At 72.4% G+C, this 14333-nt stretch carries 12 protein-coding genes and 3 tRNA genes; 7 read left to right on the top strand and 8 right to left on the bottom strand.

Annotated elements, in window-relative coordinates; translation table 11 throughout:
* Positions 1-243: 243 nt before the first annotated feature.
* Positions 244-1698 (bottom strand): FGGY-family carbohydrate kinase, encoded by a 1455-nt coding sequence (locus ACIRC0_RS15345; protein ID WP_403616147.1) that lies wholly within the window; start codon positions 1696-1698, stop codon positions 244-246.
* Positions 1699-1787: 89 nt separating this feature from the next.
* Complete coding sequence (locus ACIRC0_RS15340) at positions 1788-2093, bottom strand: YtxH domain-containing protein (protein ID WP_403616145.1); 306 nt, start codon at positions 2091-2093, stop codon at positions 1788-1790.
* 164 nt (positions 2094-2257) lie between these two features.
* Between ACIRC0_RS15340 and ACIRC0_RS15335 the strand changes: the two genes are divergently transcribed.
* From ACIRC0_RS15335 to ACIRC0_RS15315, 5 genes are all read left to right on the top strand, one after another.
* Positions 2258-2330, top strand: a tRNA-Asn gene (locus ACIRC0_RS15335).
* 5 nt (positions 2331-2335) lie between these two features.
* Positions 2336-2408 (top strand) — tRNA-Asn (locus ACIRC0_RS15330).
* 177 nt (positions 2409-2585) lie between these two features.
* Positions 2586-2662 (top strand) — tRNA-Ile (locus tag ACIRC0_RS15325).
* Positions 2663-2891: 229 nt separating this feature from the next.
* Positions 2892-3125, top strand: coding sequence for a type II toxin-antitoxin system VapB family antitoxin (locus tag ACIRC0_RS15320; protein WP_403616515.1), 234 nt, complete (start codon positions 2892-2894; stop codon positions 3123-3125).
* Positions 3122-3529, top strand: a complete 408-nt coding sequence (locus tag ACIRC0_RS15315; RefSeq protein ID WP_403616142.1) for a PIN domain nuclease — start codon at positions 3122-3124, stop codon at positions 3527-3529. The genes ACIRC0_RS15320 and ACIRC0_RS15315 overlap by 4 nt, the downstream gene beginning before the upstream one ends.
* 182 nt (positions 3530-3711) lie before the next feature.
* Here ACIRC0_RS15315 and ACIRC0_RS15310 read toward each other — a convergent pair whose 3' ends face one another.
* The gene (locus ACIRC0_RS15310; RefSeq protein WP_403616140.1) at positions 3712-6123 is read right to left on the bottom strand and encodes a helicase C-terminal domain-containing protein; all 2412 of its coding nucleotides are present in this window, start codon (positions 6121-6123) and stop codon (positions 3712-3714) included.
* An 827-nt stretch (positions 6124-6950) separates the two neighbouring features.
* Here ACIRC0_RS15310 and ACIRC0_RS15305 point away from each other — a divergent pair.
* The gene (locus ACIRC0_RS15305) at positions 6951-7169 is read left to right on the top strand and encodes a class IIb bacteriocin, lactobin A/cerein 7B family (protein ID WP_403616137.1); all 219 of its coding nucleotides are present in this window, start codon (positions 6951-6953) and stop codon (positions 7167-7169) included.
* Positions 7170-7407: 238 nt separating this feature from the next.
* Here ACIRC0_RS15305 and ACIRC0_RS15300 read toward each other — a convergent pair whose 3' ends face one another.
* The 5 genes from ACIRC0_RS15300 to ACIRC0_RS15280 form a co-directional block, all read right to left on the bottom strand.
* On the bottom strand, positions 7408-8103 hold the full coding sequence (locus ACIRC0_RS15300; protein ID WP_403616135.1) for a DUF305 domain-containing protein: 696 nt from the start codon (positions 8101-8103) through the stop codon (positions 7408-7410).
* A 106-nt stretch (positions 8104-8209) separates the two neighbouring features.
* Positions 8210-8638: a DUF6153 family protein gene (locus ACIRC0_RS15295; RefSeq protein WP_403616132.1), complete on the bottom strand. Its 429-nt coding sequence runs from the start codon at positions 8636-8638 to the stop codon at positions 8210-8212.
* 96 nt (positions 8639-8734) lie between these two features.
* The gene (locus tag ACIRC0_RS15290; protein ID WP_403616130.1) at positions 8735-9772 is read right to left on the bottom strand and encodes a rod shape-determining protein; all 1038 of its coding nucleotides are present in this window, start codon (positions 9770-9772) and stop codon (positions 8735-8737) included.
* Positions 9773-9929: 157 nt separating this feature from the next.
* On the bottom strand, positions 9930-11267 hold the full coding sequence (locus ACIRC0_RS15285; RefSeq protein WP_403616127.1) for a carboxyl transferase domain-containing protein: 1338 nt from the start codon (positions 11265-11267) through the stop codon (positions 9930-9932).
* A complete protein-coding gene (locus tag ACIRC0_RS15280; protein ID WP_403616125.1) occupies positions 11260-12783 on the bottom strand; it encodes an acyl-CoA synthetase in 1524 nt (507 codons plus the stop codon). Before ACIRC0_RS15280 ends, ACIRC0_RS15285 begins: the two co-directional genes overlap by 8 nt.
* A gap of 307 nt (positions 12784-13090) precedes the next feature.
* Here ACIRC0_RS15280 and ACIRC0_RS15275 point away from each other — a divergent pair, with 307 nt between their 5' ends.
* Complete coding sequence (locus tag ACIRC0_RS15275) at positions 13091-14245, top strand: RNA-guided endonuclease InsQ/TnpB family protein (RefSeq protein ID WP_403616514.1); 1155 nt, start codon at positions 13091-13093, stop codon at positions 14243-14245.
* Positions 14246-14333: the final 88 nt, after the last annotated feature.

Below are 14333 nucleotides of genomic sequence, written 5' to 3'. Positions count from 1 at the left end.
GATCTCTCGGAGTGGTCGACGAAAGGGAGGCGGTCGGTGGTGCACCACGCCCTATCGTCGAACACTCCACCCGCGTTACCTCAACCGATTAAGCCGACAGCGGTCACAAGACCGAGCGGGCTCGGCCTTCGGGCGTAGTCCTGAAGGGTGGTGACGTGCGTCACCGCCGGGCGGCCGCCGTACGGGTGACGCCGTGTGAGATGGACGACACCGCCGCCTCTACGGCCGCGACGATCGGCGCGTCTACGGGCGGAACGCTCCCGGGTGCGTCTGCTCGCGTACCGACACGTACTGCTGCCGTACGGCCTGGCCCACCGCGAGTTCCTCGCCCGGCTCCAGGACCTGGGCCGCCGCGCCCTGCCACGGGGGCGGGGTGCGCGGGTCGAGCGTGCCCTGGGAGACGCCGAGCGACCAGGCCGCCTGGCGGGCCGCGCCGATCGCCGCGTAGTCCGCCGGCTGCGGGACGACGACCTGCGCGCCGAACAGCGAGGGCGCCGCCGCCTGCACGGCGGGCAGCTCCGCGGCGGCACCCAGCAGGAAGATCCGCCGCACCTCCACGCCGCGCCCGCGCAGCACGTCCAGCGCGTCCGCGAGCCCGCACAGCATGCCCTCGAACGCGGCCCGCGCCAGGTGCTCCGGCTTCATCGACTCGCGCCGCAGCCCGGCCAGGGTGCCAGCGGTGTGCGGCAGGTTCGGGGTCCGCTCGCCCTCCAGGTAGGGGAGCAGGACGAGCCCGTGCGAGCCGGGCGTCGACTTCATCGCCAGGTCGGACAGCGACTCGAGGTCCGGCAGGCCGAGGAGTTCGGCGGTGCCGCGCAGGGTGCGCACGGCGTTGAGGGTGGTCACCACCGGCAGGTGCATGCCCGTGGCGTCCGCCAACGAGGTGATCATCCCGGAGGGGTCGACGAGTGCTTCGGGATGGACGGCCATCACGGACCCGGAGGCGCCGAGCGAGACCACCGCGTCGCCGAGCCCGATGCCCAGACCCAGCGCGGCGGCCATGGTCTCCCCGGTGCCGGCGGAGATCAGCAGTCCCTCCGGCGTCGTACCGGCCGCCTCGGAGGGACCGATCACCTCGGGCACCATGGCCTGGTGGCCGAGGGCGAGCTCGACGAGGTCGCCGCGGTAGCTGCCGGTCGCCGCCGACCAGTACCCGGTCCCGGAGGCGCCGCCCCGGTCGGTGGTCCGTCTCACGGGGCGGCCGAGCAGCTGCCACACCAGCCAGTCGTGGGCCTGCATCAGCACGGCGGTGCGGAGCGCGTTGTCGGGTTCCGTCTTGGCGAGCCAGCGCAGCTTGGTCACGGGCTGCGCGGCCTGCGGGACGCAGCCGACGGCCTCGGCCCAGGCCTGCCGGCCGCCGAGCGCGTCGATCAGGTCGGCCGCCGCGACCTGCGCCCGCTTGTCGCCGCCGACCAGCGCGGGCCGTACGGTGGCGCCCTGCGTGTCGAGCGGGACCAGCGCGTTCGCCTGCGCGGAGACGCCGATGGCCTGCACACCCTCCAGGAGCCCGCCGCCGGCTGCCTCCCCGAGCGACAGCAGCCAGGCCTGCGGGTCGACGTCGGAGGGACGGCTGCCACCCTCGGGGGTCTCCACCGGATGCGGTGCATACCCCTGCCTGAGCACGGCCCCCGTGTCCGCGTCGCAGACGACGATACGAGTGAAATCGGGCGAACTGTCCAACCCGGCGACTATCCCCATGGCGGAAATTCTGCCGTACGGAAGGGGGTGGACGTGCGCGCCGGGAGGAGCCGCTGGGCCCTCCCGGCGCGCACGTCACCGATCCCGGGTCAGCTGTTGCTGGTGCCCCAGTCGTCCGGGCCGCTGCCGTTCGTGCCGCGTTCACGCAGTGAGCGCACACGGTCGGCGACCGAGTCGGGCATGTGGTCGCCCACCTTGGCCCCCACCGCGTGGAGGGCCTTCCCGGCGATCTCGCGGCCCTGGTGGGCGGCGGTCTCGGCGGTGTTGCGCACGGCAGGGTTCTGCGCGACCTGCCGGGCGGACTTCTTCAACTGCTCGTAACGCTCGCGCCCGGCCCGTGTCCCCAGCACATAGCCCAGGACCACCCCGGCGACGAACGTGAGCCGATAGCGCATGGCGGCCATCCTTCCCTTGCGTCTGCGTCGTCCCTTGCGTGGGCGCCGGTGTCGGGGAGTACCGGTTGGCGGAGCACCCCCCTGCTTGCGCTAATGTATGTGTCGCAGCGAGCGAGCGCCCCCTGGCGGATACCCGGGGAGGTACGTTCGATGCAACGAGGCATTCCTCCGTAGCTCAATTGGCAGAGCAGCCGGCTGTTAACCGGCAGGTTACTGGTTCGAGTCCAGTCGGGGGAGCTCGGTCCTCCGTAGCTCAATTGGCAGAGCAGCCGGCTGTTAACCGGCAGGTTACTGGTTCGAGTCCAGTCGGGGGAGCATGCTGAACGAGGACCCTTCGGGGTCCTTTTTCATGTCCGGGGGAACCGCCGCGTCCGCGGCGAAGTCCTCAAGGTCATGAAGGGGCCGCGGAAGACGACCATCCGAAGCAGGAGATCGTATGAGCGGCTATGCTGCGGCAGACGGCGCGCACACATGTACGCGACGCGCCGTGACGGGGCGGTAGCTCAGCCGGTTAGAGCAGCGGACTCATAATCCGTCGGCCGTGGGTTCGAGTCCCACCCGCCCCACCAGTCGCAGGTGGATGCAGGACCGTTTCTATCTGCAGAGACGCGAGAACGAGGGTCGCCACTCCCGGGTGGCGACCCTCGTTCATTCGATCAGACCAAGATCCAGTGGACGCGTAGTGGACGCCGACGTGGGCGACATGCGAGGCATGGTCGAAATCTTCCGCATCGCTGACCTTGTGGATGTTGGTGACGTATCATGACTGTGTACATCGCATACTCGGTGGGGGTGGAGATGTCCGTAACGCAGATCGACCTGGACGATGAGGCACTCGCCGAGGCGATGCGTCTCATGGGTTCCACTACCAAGAAGGACACGGTCAACGCGGCTCTGCGGGACTACGTGGCGCGCATCAAGCGGCTTGAGGCGGCCGAGAAGCTGGCCGCGCGCGGCGAGCGGGGTGAGTTCGAGGCTGCGGCGGCCGCGCATGACGCTGCCACGCGCGCACGGCAGGCAGCCTTCGAGTGATCACGTATCTGCTGGACACCTCTGCTCTGTGGCATCTGTTCCGCACTCCTGGGGCGATCCGGCCGTGGGAAGGGCACATTGCCGCCGGTGTCTTCCACATCTGTGAGCCGACGAGGACGGAGTTCCTCCACTCCGCCACCGGCCCGGCTCACCGCGACGAGCTTGCCGAGGAGTTGGATGCGCTGTGCCGGCTCTCGCCGGTGCCGAAGAACGCATGGCGCTGGGTCGACACCGCGCAGTACAAGCTCACGCAGCGGGGTCAGCACCGCTCCGCGGAGACCGTCGATCTCCTGGTGTGCGCCACTGCGGTACACCACGGCCACACGGTGCTTCACGTGGACGACGACTTCACTGCCGTGGCAGCGGTCCTGAAGGAAGTGCGGCAGCGGGACGCACGCGCCTGACGACGGCAGTCGCTGTGAGAGAGATCGGTCCGTCGAGGTGCTGCCATGCGATCGACGTTCCCGATCATTTGATCGGCGGCGCGACGGGGGCGGCGGCCACCAACAGCGCGAGGTCATGCCCCTGGTGACGACCTTGCGGATTGGTACGGACACCTCGAACGCCCCGGTCCGCCGCTCCGGGGTTACGTCGGGGGCATCACCCCGTGGATCCGCGACAGCGTGAACACCCGCTCCGCGTCGCGCAGATGACACCACGCGTACAGATACGGGGGGTCGAGCTCCAGGCCGCTGACGGTGCGGATCGTGCGGCTGCCCGTGGCGGCGACGTACTCGATGGTGACCGCCGTACCGTCGTCGACGGCGTGGGCGAGTTGACGGACATCGGCGTGAGAGAGCTCGGTCGCGTGTCCGGCGATGATTTCTTCGGTATCGGTGGCGAAGGGGACGCCGTTGCACGGGTCGGGATGGGCGAGCGGGGCGCCCGCGAGTCGGGCGGCCAGCGCGGCCGGCTCGGCTTGCTCCGGGGCGGCGGTCGTACGGGACCGGGCACCGGGGCCGCCGACCGCTCTGCGCGGAGGCGGTACCGGCGCGGTCACCCGGTGGCTGCGGGGCCGTTCGACGCGCACGGTTCCGTCGGCTGTCTCCGCGACCGGCGCGTATCCCTCGGCCCGCAGTGCCGCGAGGGTCTTCTCCAGCGGGGTGCGGCTGATGAGGACGGTCGGAGCGAGGTGCCGCAGACCCAGTTTGGAGAGTTTGCGGTGGGCGGCGATCTCGGCGAGGAGGGCAGGTTCCTCGCCGTGGACGACACAGGCGGCCGAGGCGATGCGGACCCGCCCATGGCTGCGCGCCGTGTCCATGATCAGGTAAGACAGGGGCTGGGGGAGCGGGTTGGCGGCGACGGCAGTCAGGTCGGCCTCGATGGAGTCCGGGCTGCGGCCGGCGTCCAGGGCGCGGCGCACGCTCGCCGGACTGAACCGCCACACCGAGGCCGTGCCGCTGGTCTCCCGATCGGCGACCGAGTCCAGCAGCGTGACCAGCCGTGCGGCGGGGGTGCCGGTGACGACGGCGGTCAGGTCGCCGCCGAAGCGGGCCGTCGCGGTGGCGTCGGGAAGCAGGCGGCGGCAGGCGGCGGCCAGTTCCTCGGTGCTGTCGGCCAGCAGAGCGGCGCCGATCGGGGACAGCGCGCCGCGAGCGAGGACACCGAGCAGCTCGGCCTCCCGGATCACGGTGGCGAACGGCGTCGTGTCCTGCGGCAACTCCTCGGCGAGCGGCCGTGACCAGTGGGTAAGAGGGCCCAGTTCGGCCGTGTTCTTCGCGCCCTGCCCGGCCGGGAGCCGGGAAGCGGCGGTGAGCAGCCCCTGCCGGGCCTGGAGGCAACCGGCGCAGGACGGGGTCCCGGCCACGGCGGGCAGCGCCTTGTTGTCGTCGTCGCGGGCCTGCGAGGGGGTGAGCCCAAGTGTCCACCAAGCGTGCAGCAACACCGGGAGCCGTGCTGCGGGTTCCGACTCCGCCCAGGTGTCGTAGGCGTCCGTCGGCGCGACCCGGTCACCGTCACGGGCCATGAGACCGGCCTCGTACGCCGTCTCAAGGGTGAGGCGTACGACGGCCTCCTCGCAGCGTGCCGCCTTGCCGATCCTGGCCAGTTCACGGGCTCCGACTCCGCCGGACTTCAGCCGGGCGGGCGGAGTCGTCGCACACACCGACAGGACAGAGGCGGCGTGGGCGGCGAACGACGTGGCCGCGGCGGACGCCTCACCGTCGACCTCCGCCGGGGCGACGGGTACCAGGAGGGTGACGGGCGGCGCGGGGTCGAACGGAGCATGCCAGCCTGGCCCGCGCAGCGCGAGCGTCACCTCGGCGGGCATCCGCACGGGGCCGTAGCTGTATCTTCCCTGGACCAGCAGTCCCCGCTCCAGCGCCCAGCGCGCACCCGGTTCGGGGGCGGACTGGCCCCCGAAGAGGACGAATGTCTGCGGGCGGTACGCGGGGTCCGCCCTGCGTTCCAGCAGTTTCCGGGCGTCGGCCGGTGCCCGGGCGACCACCGCGGCTACACGTGCCGGGTCGCTGTGGTGCTCCAGGAGCGTCGCGAGACGCTGTGGTCTGGTGCCGGGAGGTCGCACGCCCAGGGCCGTGAGCATGCGGCGCAACTCCTCGGAGGTCGTGTCCTTCAACAGCGTCGCCAGCGGCTGGTCCACTCCGAGCGGTGTGTCCCACGCCTGCCGCAGGGGCGCGGCCATGTGCAGTTTTCCCTCGCTGTCCGGCCAGACCAGCGCATGCGTGGACAGCGTCCGGAGCGCCGCTTCCAGGCCGTATGCGGCCTCGTCCTCCGTCGCGTCCAGCAGGTCCGCCAGGACGTCCGGAGAGGCCGGCGCACTCAGTGCCGCCAGTGCCTCGGCTGCCTGCAGGACGGGCAGCGGGAGCCGGGGCAGCGCGAGTGCGACCGAGCCCGGGCGTTGGAGGCGTTCAGCCAGTTCGCTCACCGAGCGGGGCTCCGGCGGGGACACGGCGTCCGGCCGTGCCGCGAGCAGCTGCTCCAGGTCTTCGGCGTCGAGGCGGTGCAGCCACGCTGCCAGGGTCGACTTACCGGACTTCACTGATCAGTGCACCTCGTGAAGGGAACGCCACGCTTGCGCGCCGGCAGACCGGGCAACACGTGTTATGCCGTATGGCCTCCAAGCATGGCGCATCAGGCGGGTGCCGTATGTGCCCGTCTCAGAGACTTGCGGACGGGACCGCACCGGTTCTGCCCGCAGAGCCGCCGCTCGTGCGGCAGTTGGAGAAACCGGAGGGGGGACCGGTTCCGGACGGCGAGAGGGACCGTAGCTGTGCGGAGGGCCGCAGGCCCCGGCCTTAGCGCCGCGGACCTCCCGGCGAGCGCCCGGTGGAGCCGTCGCGGAACATCACTTTCCGTCCGCTCGCGGACGGGTTCCCGGACCGGTTCCCGTTCCCCGACGGACGGTTCCCGTCCGGTCACGGACGGGCGGGGCACCCTTCTTCGGCGGGGTGAGTCGTCGGGCACCCGGGGTTCGGCGAATCTGCACCGCGAATGCGCAACTGCGGCACGAGGTGCGAGGGATCTCCACGCCGGCCTGCCGGAGCGCGCTCCATTGGTTCGGAATGTCTAATTCCGCATCACGGGGGCAACACCGGCCACGTCCCGGCCCCGCGCGGCGTGTGGAGAAACCGCCCCCAATTCGTGCGCGCGCCTTTACGGATGCGTGGCCTACGCGGTCAACCGCCCTGGTGGCAGCGCCGGTTGATTGGATAGCCGGCGCTCTCCGTGCTTTGATCTCAGGCGCCGCGGGGTCGTGCGAAGGGTGGCCGGTAACGGATGCCGCACGCCCGCGGTCGCGGCCCGCCACCTGTCCCCAGCGGGGCGCTCCCCCCTTGCGGAACACCACATGCGAAGGGAAGTTCCATCATGAACTCCGCTCCCCAGGTCCACACCGCCGAGCTGTCCGACGCCGAGCTCGACAACGTCTCCGGCGGCCTGGCCCCGCACGCCAGCGCGGTCGTCGGCCCGACGACGGTCAGCGACGCGGACGTCCTGGCTCAGGTCGGCACCGTCGAGGGCGTTGCCCTGGGCACCGTCGGCACCCTCGGCGCCTACCACCAGGCCGGCGTCAACGTCTCCTTCTGACCGCCGGCTCGAAGGGGCCGTCCGCCCCGCGCTCCTCGCGCGAGGCGGACGGCCCCTTCTTGTCGTGCTGCGCCCGGCTCACGCCGGGTAGGGAGCGGCCTCGCGTGCCGACCGAAGTGCACCCGCCCACCAGGTGAGTTGACTCCGCCGTGGCCCGGGTGCGAAGGGACCCGGATCCGGGGCGGCGGCGGCCGTACCACCGCCGCCCCGAACCGGCCCTGGGGCTACTGCCTACTGACTACCGCTCGCCGAGCATCTTCTTCATCTCGGTGATCTCGGCGGACTGCGAGGTGACGATCGACTTCGCCATCGTCTGCGCGGGACCGTAGGCGCCCTTGCCCTGTTCGGTCCTCGCCATGGCGATCGCGCCCTCGTGGTGGCCGATCATCATCTGGAGGAAGGCCTTGTCGAAGGCGTCACCCGACAGGCCCTGAAGCTTCTTCATGTCCCCGTCCGACATCATGCCGGGCATCGACGAGCCGGAGTGGTCCATGCCCGGCATGCTCTCCATGCCCGACCCGCTGGCGTCGGGGACCTTCTCGCCCCAGGCCTTCAGCCAGCCCGACATGGTGGCGATCTCCGGGTCCTGTGCCTTCCGGATCCTCGCGGCGAGGTCCTTGACGTCCTGGGAGGCGGCCCGCGACGGGGCCAGGCCGGCCATGGCCACGGCCTGGCGGTGGTGCGGGATCATCTCCTGCGCGAACGTCACGTCCTGCGCGTTGTGGCCGCCCTGCGCCGCGGAGGCGGCGCCCGAGGGGGTGGCCGGGGACATGGACCCCATGCCGTGGCCGGAGTGCCCCGACGAAGCGGAGGACGAGGAGGAGGAGTCGGTGCCGCCGCAGGCGGTCAGCACCACCGCTGCGGTCGCGGCCGCGGCCAGCGCGGCGGTACGGCGGATCGGGGAACGGCGGATCGGGGAACGGCGAAATGCCATGAGAAGTACAGCTCCTTGGAACACCCCGCGCAGGCGCGCGGGAAGAACGGATCGTGAGACGGACCGGAGCACGCCACCTGAGAGGGAAGGTGTCGTGCGGGCGCCTCTAGATCCGCAGAAGCTGTAGTTCGGACAGGTCGGGCGGAGCCCGGCCGTCGGCCGTCCGCGCGAGCGGAGGGCCGGAGAAGGCCGCGGCGCACTCCCCGGGAACCGCGAGCGCGGGCAGCAGGGCGGGCGGGACGTAGGAGGCGGCGGTGCCTCCGGCCGCGCAGGTGCCGCCCGAGTGATCCATGGCCATCCCGCCATGGCCGGCGTTCGACAGACGGCCGCACGCGCAGTCGTCCGCGTGAGCGGGTGCGGCTGCGCTCCGATGCCCTGCCGTACCCGGCGCCCCCGCCATGACGTGCTGCCCCGCCGACGGCGTGCCGGACGGCGACAGCGCGTGCATGGCCAGCACCCCGGCCAGCACCGCCATCACCAGCAGCACCCGGCGGGCACGGCTCACCGAGGAGCGGGTGCACACGCCGGAGGTCATGGCGCCCATCGTACGGAACCGCCCGCCGCTGCCCGCGGAGGCCACCCGGAACGCCGTCCGGCTCCCACCGGAGGCCGTCCGGCCAGCGGTCGGAGCTCAGGCCGCCAGCGGATCCAGCGTCAGAGGCCGGATCCTGCCCTCCAGCATCGCGCCCAGGCCCTGGACCGCGCAGATGTCGGGCCGTTCGGCGATGTGCACGGGCATGCCGGTCGCCTGGCGCAGCATGTCGTCGAGCCCCGGCAGCAGCGCGCTGCCCCCGACCATCATGATCCCGCGGTCGGCGAGGTCGGCCACCAGATCGGGCGGGCAGTCCCGCAGCACCTTGCCGATGCCGTCCAGGACGGCGGTCAGCGGGGTCTGGATGGCGTTCCGCACGGCCGCCGTGTCGACCTTCACGGAGCGCGCGAGCCCGGTCGCCACGTCCCGCCCCATGATCTCGGTGGAGGCGGGCCCGTCCGAGGTGAACCCGCCCGCGCACAGGGCGAGCCGCAGCGGCCGTACGGACTGGCTCGGCAGCATCAGCGCGTGCTCGTGCCGCAGGTGTTGCACTATGGCGTGATCGACGGCCTCGCCGCCCACCGGGATGCGCTCGGCGGTCACGATGTTCCCCAGCGACAGCACCGCGATCTGCGTGGCGGCGGCCCCGCACACCATGATCATGGAGGCTTCGGGCTGCTCGACGGGCAGCCCGCACCCCACGGCCGCCGCGACGAGCGTGTCCACCAGCTCCACCCTGCGCGCCCCCAGCCCGACCAGCGTCTCCACGGCCGCGCGCTGGGCCAGCGGGTCCGCGTCGTGCGGGGTGCAGGCGGCGGCCCGCAGCCGGGGCTTGCGGCGCAGGCTGCGGCGGAGCTTCTCGCCGAGCAGATGGCGCAGCATGCGCTGGGCCATCTCGATGTCGACGACGGTACCGCCGGAGACGGGCCGGACGACGCGGATGTACGAGGGCGTGCGGCCCGTCATCTTCTCGGCGAACTCACCGACCGCGATCAGCGCGCCGGTGCGGGTGTTCACGGCCGCCGCACTGGGCTGGTCCACCACCAGCCCCGCGCCCTTGACGTAGACGCGGGTCCTCGCCGCGCCCAGGTCGACGGCGAAGTGGCAGCGGCGCAGCTGGTCCAGGCTGACGGTCATGGCGGTACCTCCCGAGAACGGACCGCGGGCGGGCCGCCGGGCGGCGGGCCTCTTCTCCGCATCCTCCGCCGTGACGCGGGCCCGCGCCCCTCGGGGTGGTCCGGGCGGGTGGTCCTGGGCGCGTCGCGCACGGGGGACCTTGTACGGGGTCCGCTCCTCACGTAGCGGCGTCGGCGATCCCCCGCACCACCCCCAGGGCGACCAGGTCCTGCGGCCGAACCCGGAGCTGGTCCGCCGTCTCCCGCATCTGCTCCGGAGGGCGCTTGAGTATCGCGGCGGCGAGCTCGGGTGCGATGACGGAGAAGTAGCTGTCCGGGGTGACCCACGTGTTGCCGGGCGCGGCGAGCGCCAGGGCGCCGCCTGAGCCGCCCTCGCCGATGACCAGGGTGGTGATCGGCGTACGGGCGGTGGCGACCGCGGCGAACAGGTCGGCGATCGCGGCGCCCGCGCCCTGCCGTTCGGCCTCGGCGTCGTTGGCGGCGCCCGGTGTGTCCACCAGCGTCAGCACCGGCAGGGACAGCCGGTCCGCCAGGCGGATCAGCCGCGCGGCCGTACGGTACCCGGCGGGCCGGGTCGCGGTGCCGGTCTGGGCGGCGTAGGCGATGGTCCGGCCGTCGTGGGTGCCGAAGCCGCACAGCATGCCGTCCGGGTCGGTGCCGCCGCAGCGGTCGCCGCTGATGGCCACCCGGAGGGTGAAGCAGGCGTCCAGGTAGGCGTGCGCGCGGGGGCGCTCCGGGTCCCGGGCGCGCCGCACCGCGTCCCAGCCGGTGGCCGGGAGGTCCACCCGGCCGAGCGCGCCGGGCACGGGCGCGGGTTCGGTGGAGCGCGCCGTCAGCAGCGCCAGCCACCGGCTCAGCGTCTCGCGCAGCTCTCCGGGCCGTACGACCGCGTCGACGGTGCCCGCCGCGAGCTGCGCCTGAGCGGTGTACGCCGCCGGGTCCGCGTCCGGTGGGCGCACCCGGGAGCCCGCGAAGCCCACCTGGGCGTCCGGCAGGGCCAGCACCACGTCGGCGCCCGCGCCCAGCGTGGCCCAGCCGCCGCCCGTCGTCGGGTCCCGCAACACCGCGAGCTGGGGCAGGCCGGCCGCGCGGGTGAGCGCCGACTGGCGGGCCACGCGCTGCAACTGGGTCAGCGCGAGCATGCCCTCCTGCATCCGGCTGCCGCCCGTCGCGACCAGCGAGACCACCGGCAGCCGCCGCTCACGGGCGTGGACGTGGGCCGCCTCCAGCCGGTCCCCGGTGCGTTCGCCCAGGGAGCCGCCGAGGAAGCCGAACTCGAACGCGATCAGCACGACCGGGGTGCCGCCGACGGTGGCGTGCCCGCAGACGACGGACTCCTCCTCGCCGGTGCGCGCGGCGGCGCGGGCGCGGGAGGCGTCGTAGCCGGGCCAGGCCAGGGGACCGTCGGGCTGCCCGTCGGGCGCGGGAGAGGGGAGTTCCGCGAAGTCGTCGGCGACAAGGGCGAGGGCGTCCCGCGCGGACGGGCGCTCAGGCATCCGGCAGCGCCCGCTTCATGATCTTCCCCATGTCGTTGCGGGGCAGGGCGTCCAGGTACCGCACCACGCGCGGACGCTTGTGCGGGGCGAGCCGGCGGGCCACGTGGCCGGCCAGCTCGTCGGCACCGGGCGGCGCCGCGGGATCAGTGGGCACCACCCAGGCGACGATCCGCTCGCCCAGGTCGTCGTCGGGCTCCCCGGCGACGGCGGCCTCCCGGACACCCGGGTGCTCGAGAAGCGCGTTCTCGATCTCCCCGGCCCCGATCTTGTAGCCGCCGCTCTTGATGAGGTCGGTCGCCTTGCGCCCCACGATCCGCACATACCCGTCGGGCTCGCGCACCGCCATGTCCCCGGTGCGGAACCAGCCGTCCGGGGTGAACGCGGCGGCGGTGGCGTCGGGCCGGTTGAGGTACCCGGTGAACAGGTTCGGCCCGCGCACGTGGATCTCCCCGACGCTCTCCCCGTCGCAGGCCGCGATGACGGACCCGTCCTCCTCGACGAGCCGCAGCTCCACACCCGGCAGCGGAACCCCCACCGTCCCCGCGCGTGCCTCCGCGTCCACCCGCACGCTGGTGTTCATCAGCGTCTCGGTCATGCCGTACCGCTCGACGACCCGGCGGCCGGTCGCGGCGGCGATCCGCTCGTGGTCGTGCACCGGCAGGGCGGCGGACCCGGAGACCAGCAGCCGGGCCCCGGCGAGCGCCTTGGCCAGCTCGGGGTCGGCGGGCAGGGCCTCGGCGATGCGGTGGTACATCGTCGGCACCCCGAACAGCATGGTCGCGCCCCCGCCGAGCTCCCGCGCCACCCCGTCCGTACTGAACCGCCCCAGGTGCCGCACGGACCCGCCGCGCCGCAGCGGCCCGAGAACGCCCAGCACCAGCCCGTGCACATGGAACAACGGCAGCCCGTGCACGAGCACGTCGTCACCGGTCCACTGCCAGGCGTCCGCGAGCGCGTCGAGGGTGGTGGCGACGGCACGGCGGGGGATGACGGCGCCCTTGGGCGGGCCGGTGGTGCCGGAGGTGTAGACGACGAGGGCGGGATCCTCGTCGCCGGTCCCGTCCTGCGGGAGAGCCCCGGAGCCGTGCACATCGACGTCGACGCGCTCCAGCCCGCCGACCGGGCCGGGCAGTTCGACGCCCGGCCCGGCGAGCACCAGCGACGGCGCGCTGTCCGCCAGGATGTGCCCGAGCTCCCGCTCCCCGGACTTCGGGTTGAGCGGCACGAAGGGCACACCGGCGCTCAGCGCGGCGACCGCGGCGACGGCGGTCTCCAGGGAGGGCGTGGCCCACACGGCCACCCTCCCCCAAGCTCTCGACTCCTCCCCCACTCTCGACTTCGCTCGAGCGGGGGGACCCCCATGAGCAGGGGGGACCCCCATCACCTCGCCGATCCGCCCGGCTAGCGCCCCCGCCGCCGAGGCGAGTTCCGCATAGGTCAGACCCCGCTCCCCGAACCGCAGGGCGGGCCGCCGCCCGGCCGAGGGATCGGACAGCGCCGGAAAGAGGGAGGACACGCGGACACTCCTTGCGTCGAGGCGGACATGCGGACGGGGCCTACGGACCCATCGTGCCGCACTCCCCTGCCGGCCATGTGGCCTCGTCAGCATTGTCATTGCCGCACCCGGCGTGTGCGCCGGGAGGAATTGCTCCGCAGCCCAGTGACGCGGAGCGTCGCTGCATCCGCTCGCGCACCGACGCGGAGCGCTTGGTCTGGCCTGCAGAGCCGGGGCAGGCGAACAACGATTCCACGGGTCACCGGGACTAGTGAACGGCAAGGAAGTATCGGTCGCGCATACGGTGGCCGTACTACGGTCCGATGGCATGAGGCTGGTGGTTCAGGTCAAGCTGCTGCCGACACCCGAGCAGGCGTCGGCGCTGGAGGCGACCCTGCACGCCTGCAACCAGGCTGCCACCTATGCCTCCAGCGTGGCCTTCGCCAAGGCGTTGAAGGACCGCAACGGCCTGCAGAAGCAGGTCTACGCGGACCTGAAGATCACCTTTGGTCTGTCCGCGCAGCCGGTGGTGCGCGTGGTGAAGAAGGTCGTCGACGCCTACGCGACCCTGAAGGCCAACCTGCAAGCCGGGAACCTGGGGCCGCCCACGTCCAAGCGGCACCGCGCAGCGGTCAGCTCCCCGATCGCCTTCCGGCCCGAGGCGGCTCAGCCGTTCGACGACCGCTGTCTGTCGTGGCAATACGACGCGCGCACCGTGTCGATCTGGACCGTGGACGGGCGGATGAAGGGCATCGGGTTCGCCTGTTCTTCCGACCAGCTCAAGATGCTCGTGACCTACCGGAAGGGCGAGAGCGACGTGGTCCAGCGGGGCGGAAAGTGGTTTTTGATCGCCACCTGTGAGATCCCGGATCCCGAGGTGTACGAGCCGGCCGACTTCATCGGTGTGGATCGGGGCGTTGTCAATCTCGCCACCACATCCGACGGCACCAATTACCAGGGCCACCGGCTGGGCCGTTACCGGCGTTGCCAGGCTCGCAAACGCGCCGAACTGCAGAAGAAGAACACCCGCTCGGCCACGCGCCGTCTCGCACGCCGCGCGCAGAAGGAGAAGCGCCATGCCACCCAGGTGAACCACCGCATCAGCAAGGAGATCGTGTCCGTCGCGCAACGCACCGGTCGGGGCATCGCCGTCGAGCAACTCGACGGGATCCGCGAGCGGGTACGGCTTCGCCGCGACCAGCGGGGCACGCTCTCCTCCTGGCCCTTCCGCCAGCTCGGACAGCACCTGGCCTACAAGGCACGCAAGGCCGGGGTGCCCTTCCTCGAGGTGGACGCGGCCTATACCTCGCAGCGCTGCCCGCGCTGCGGCCACATCGAGCGGGCCAACCGGTCCACCCGGGACCATTTCCGTTGTCGTCGGTGCGGGCTCGCTGGTCCGGCCGACGTCGTCGCCGGGGTGAACGTGCGCAACCGCGCACGCTCGGCGTGGGTGTTCGTCACCGCACCCGCACCCACTCCTTAGAACACAGGGGAGCAGGGTGGATGCGACCCGTGACCGTCCTGTCGTAGGGGGCAGTCGGGAGCGCGACGAGGTGTGAAACGACTGAGTG

Origin of the sequence: Streptomyces sp. NPDC093984, from assembly GCF_044764595.1 — a bacterium.
GTDB lineage: Bacteria > Actinomycetota > Actinomycetes > Streptomycetales > Streptomycetaceae > Streptomyces > Streptomyces cynarae.
Note: the sequence above shows the minus strand (reverse complement) of the source record. Positions and strands in the feature narration are given on the sequence as shown.

Bases quoted from the DNA above. Each gene is read 5' to 3' on its own strand.
- ACIRC0_RS15345 (WP_403616147.1), bottom strand. From the start codon at position 1,698: ATGGGGATAGTCGCCGGGTTGGACAGTTCGCCCGATTTCACTCGTATC.
- ACIRC0_RS15340 (WP_403616145.1), bottom strand. From the start codon at position 2,093: ATGCGCTATCGGCTCACGTTCGTCGCCGGGGTGGTCCTGGGCTATGTG.
- ACIRC0_RS15320 (WP_403616515.1), top strand. From the start codon at position 2,892: ATGTCCGTAACGCAGATCGACCTGGACGATGAGGCACTCGCCGAGGCG.
- ACIRC0_RS15305 (WP_403616137.1), top strand. From the start codon at position 6,951: ATGAACTCCGCTCCCCAGGTCCACACCGCCGAGCTGTCCGACGCCGAG.
- ACIRC0_RS15300 (WP_403616135.1), bottom strand. From the start codon at position 8,103: ATGGCATTTCGCCGTTCCCCGATCCGCCGTTCCCCGATCCGCCGTACC.
- ACIRC0_RS15295 (WP_403616132.1), bottom strand. From the start codon at position 8,638: ATGACCTCCGGCGTGTGCACCCGCTCCTCGGTGAGCCGTGCCCGCCGG.
- ACIRC0_RS15290 (WP_403616130.1), bottom strand. From the start codon at position 9,772: ATGACCGTCAGCCTGGACCAGCTGCGCCGCTGCCACTTCGCCGTCGAC.
- ACIRC0_RS15285 (WP_403616127.1), bottom strand. From the start codon at position 11,267: ATGCCTGAGCGCCCGTCCGCGCGGGACGCCCTCGCCCTTGTCGCCGAC.
- ACIRC0_RS15275 (WP_403616514.1), top strand. From the start codon at position 13,091: ATGAGGCTGGTGGTTCAGGTCAAGCTGCTGCCGACACCCGAGCAGGCG.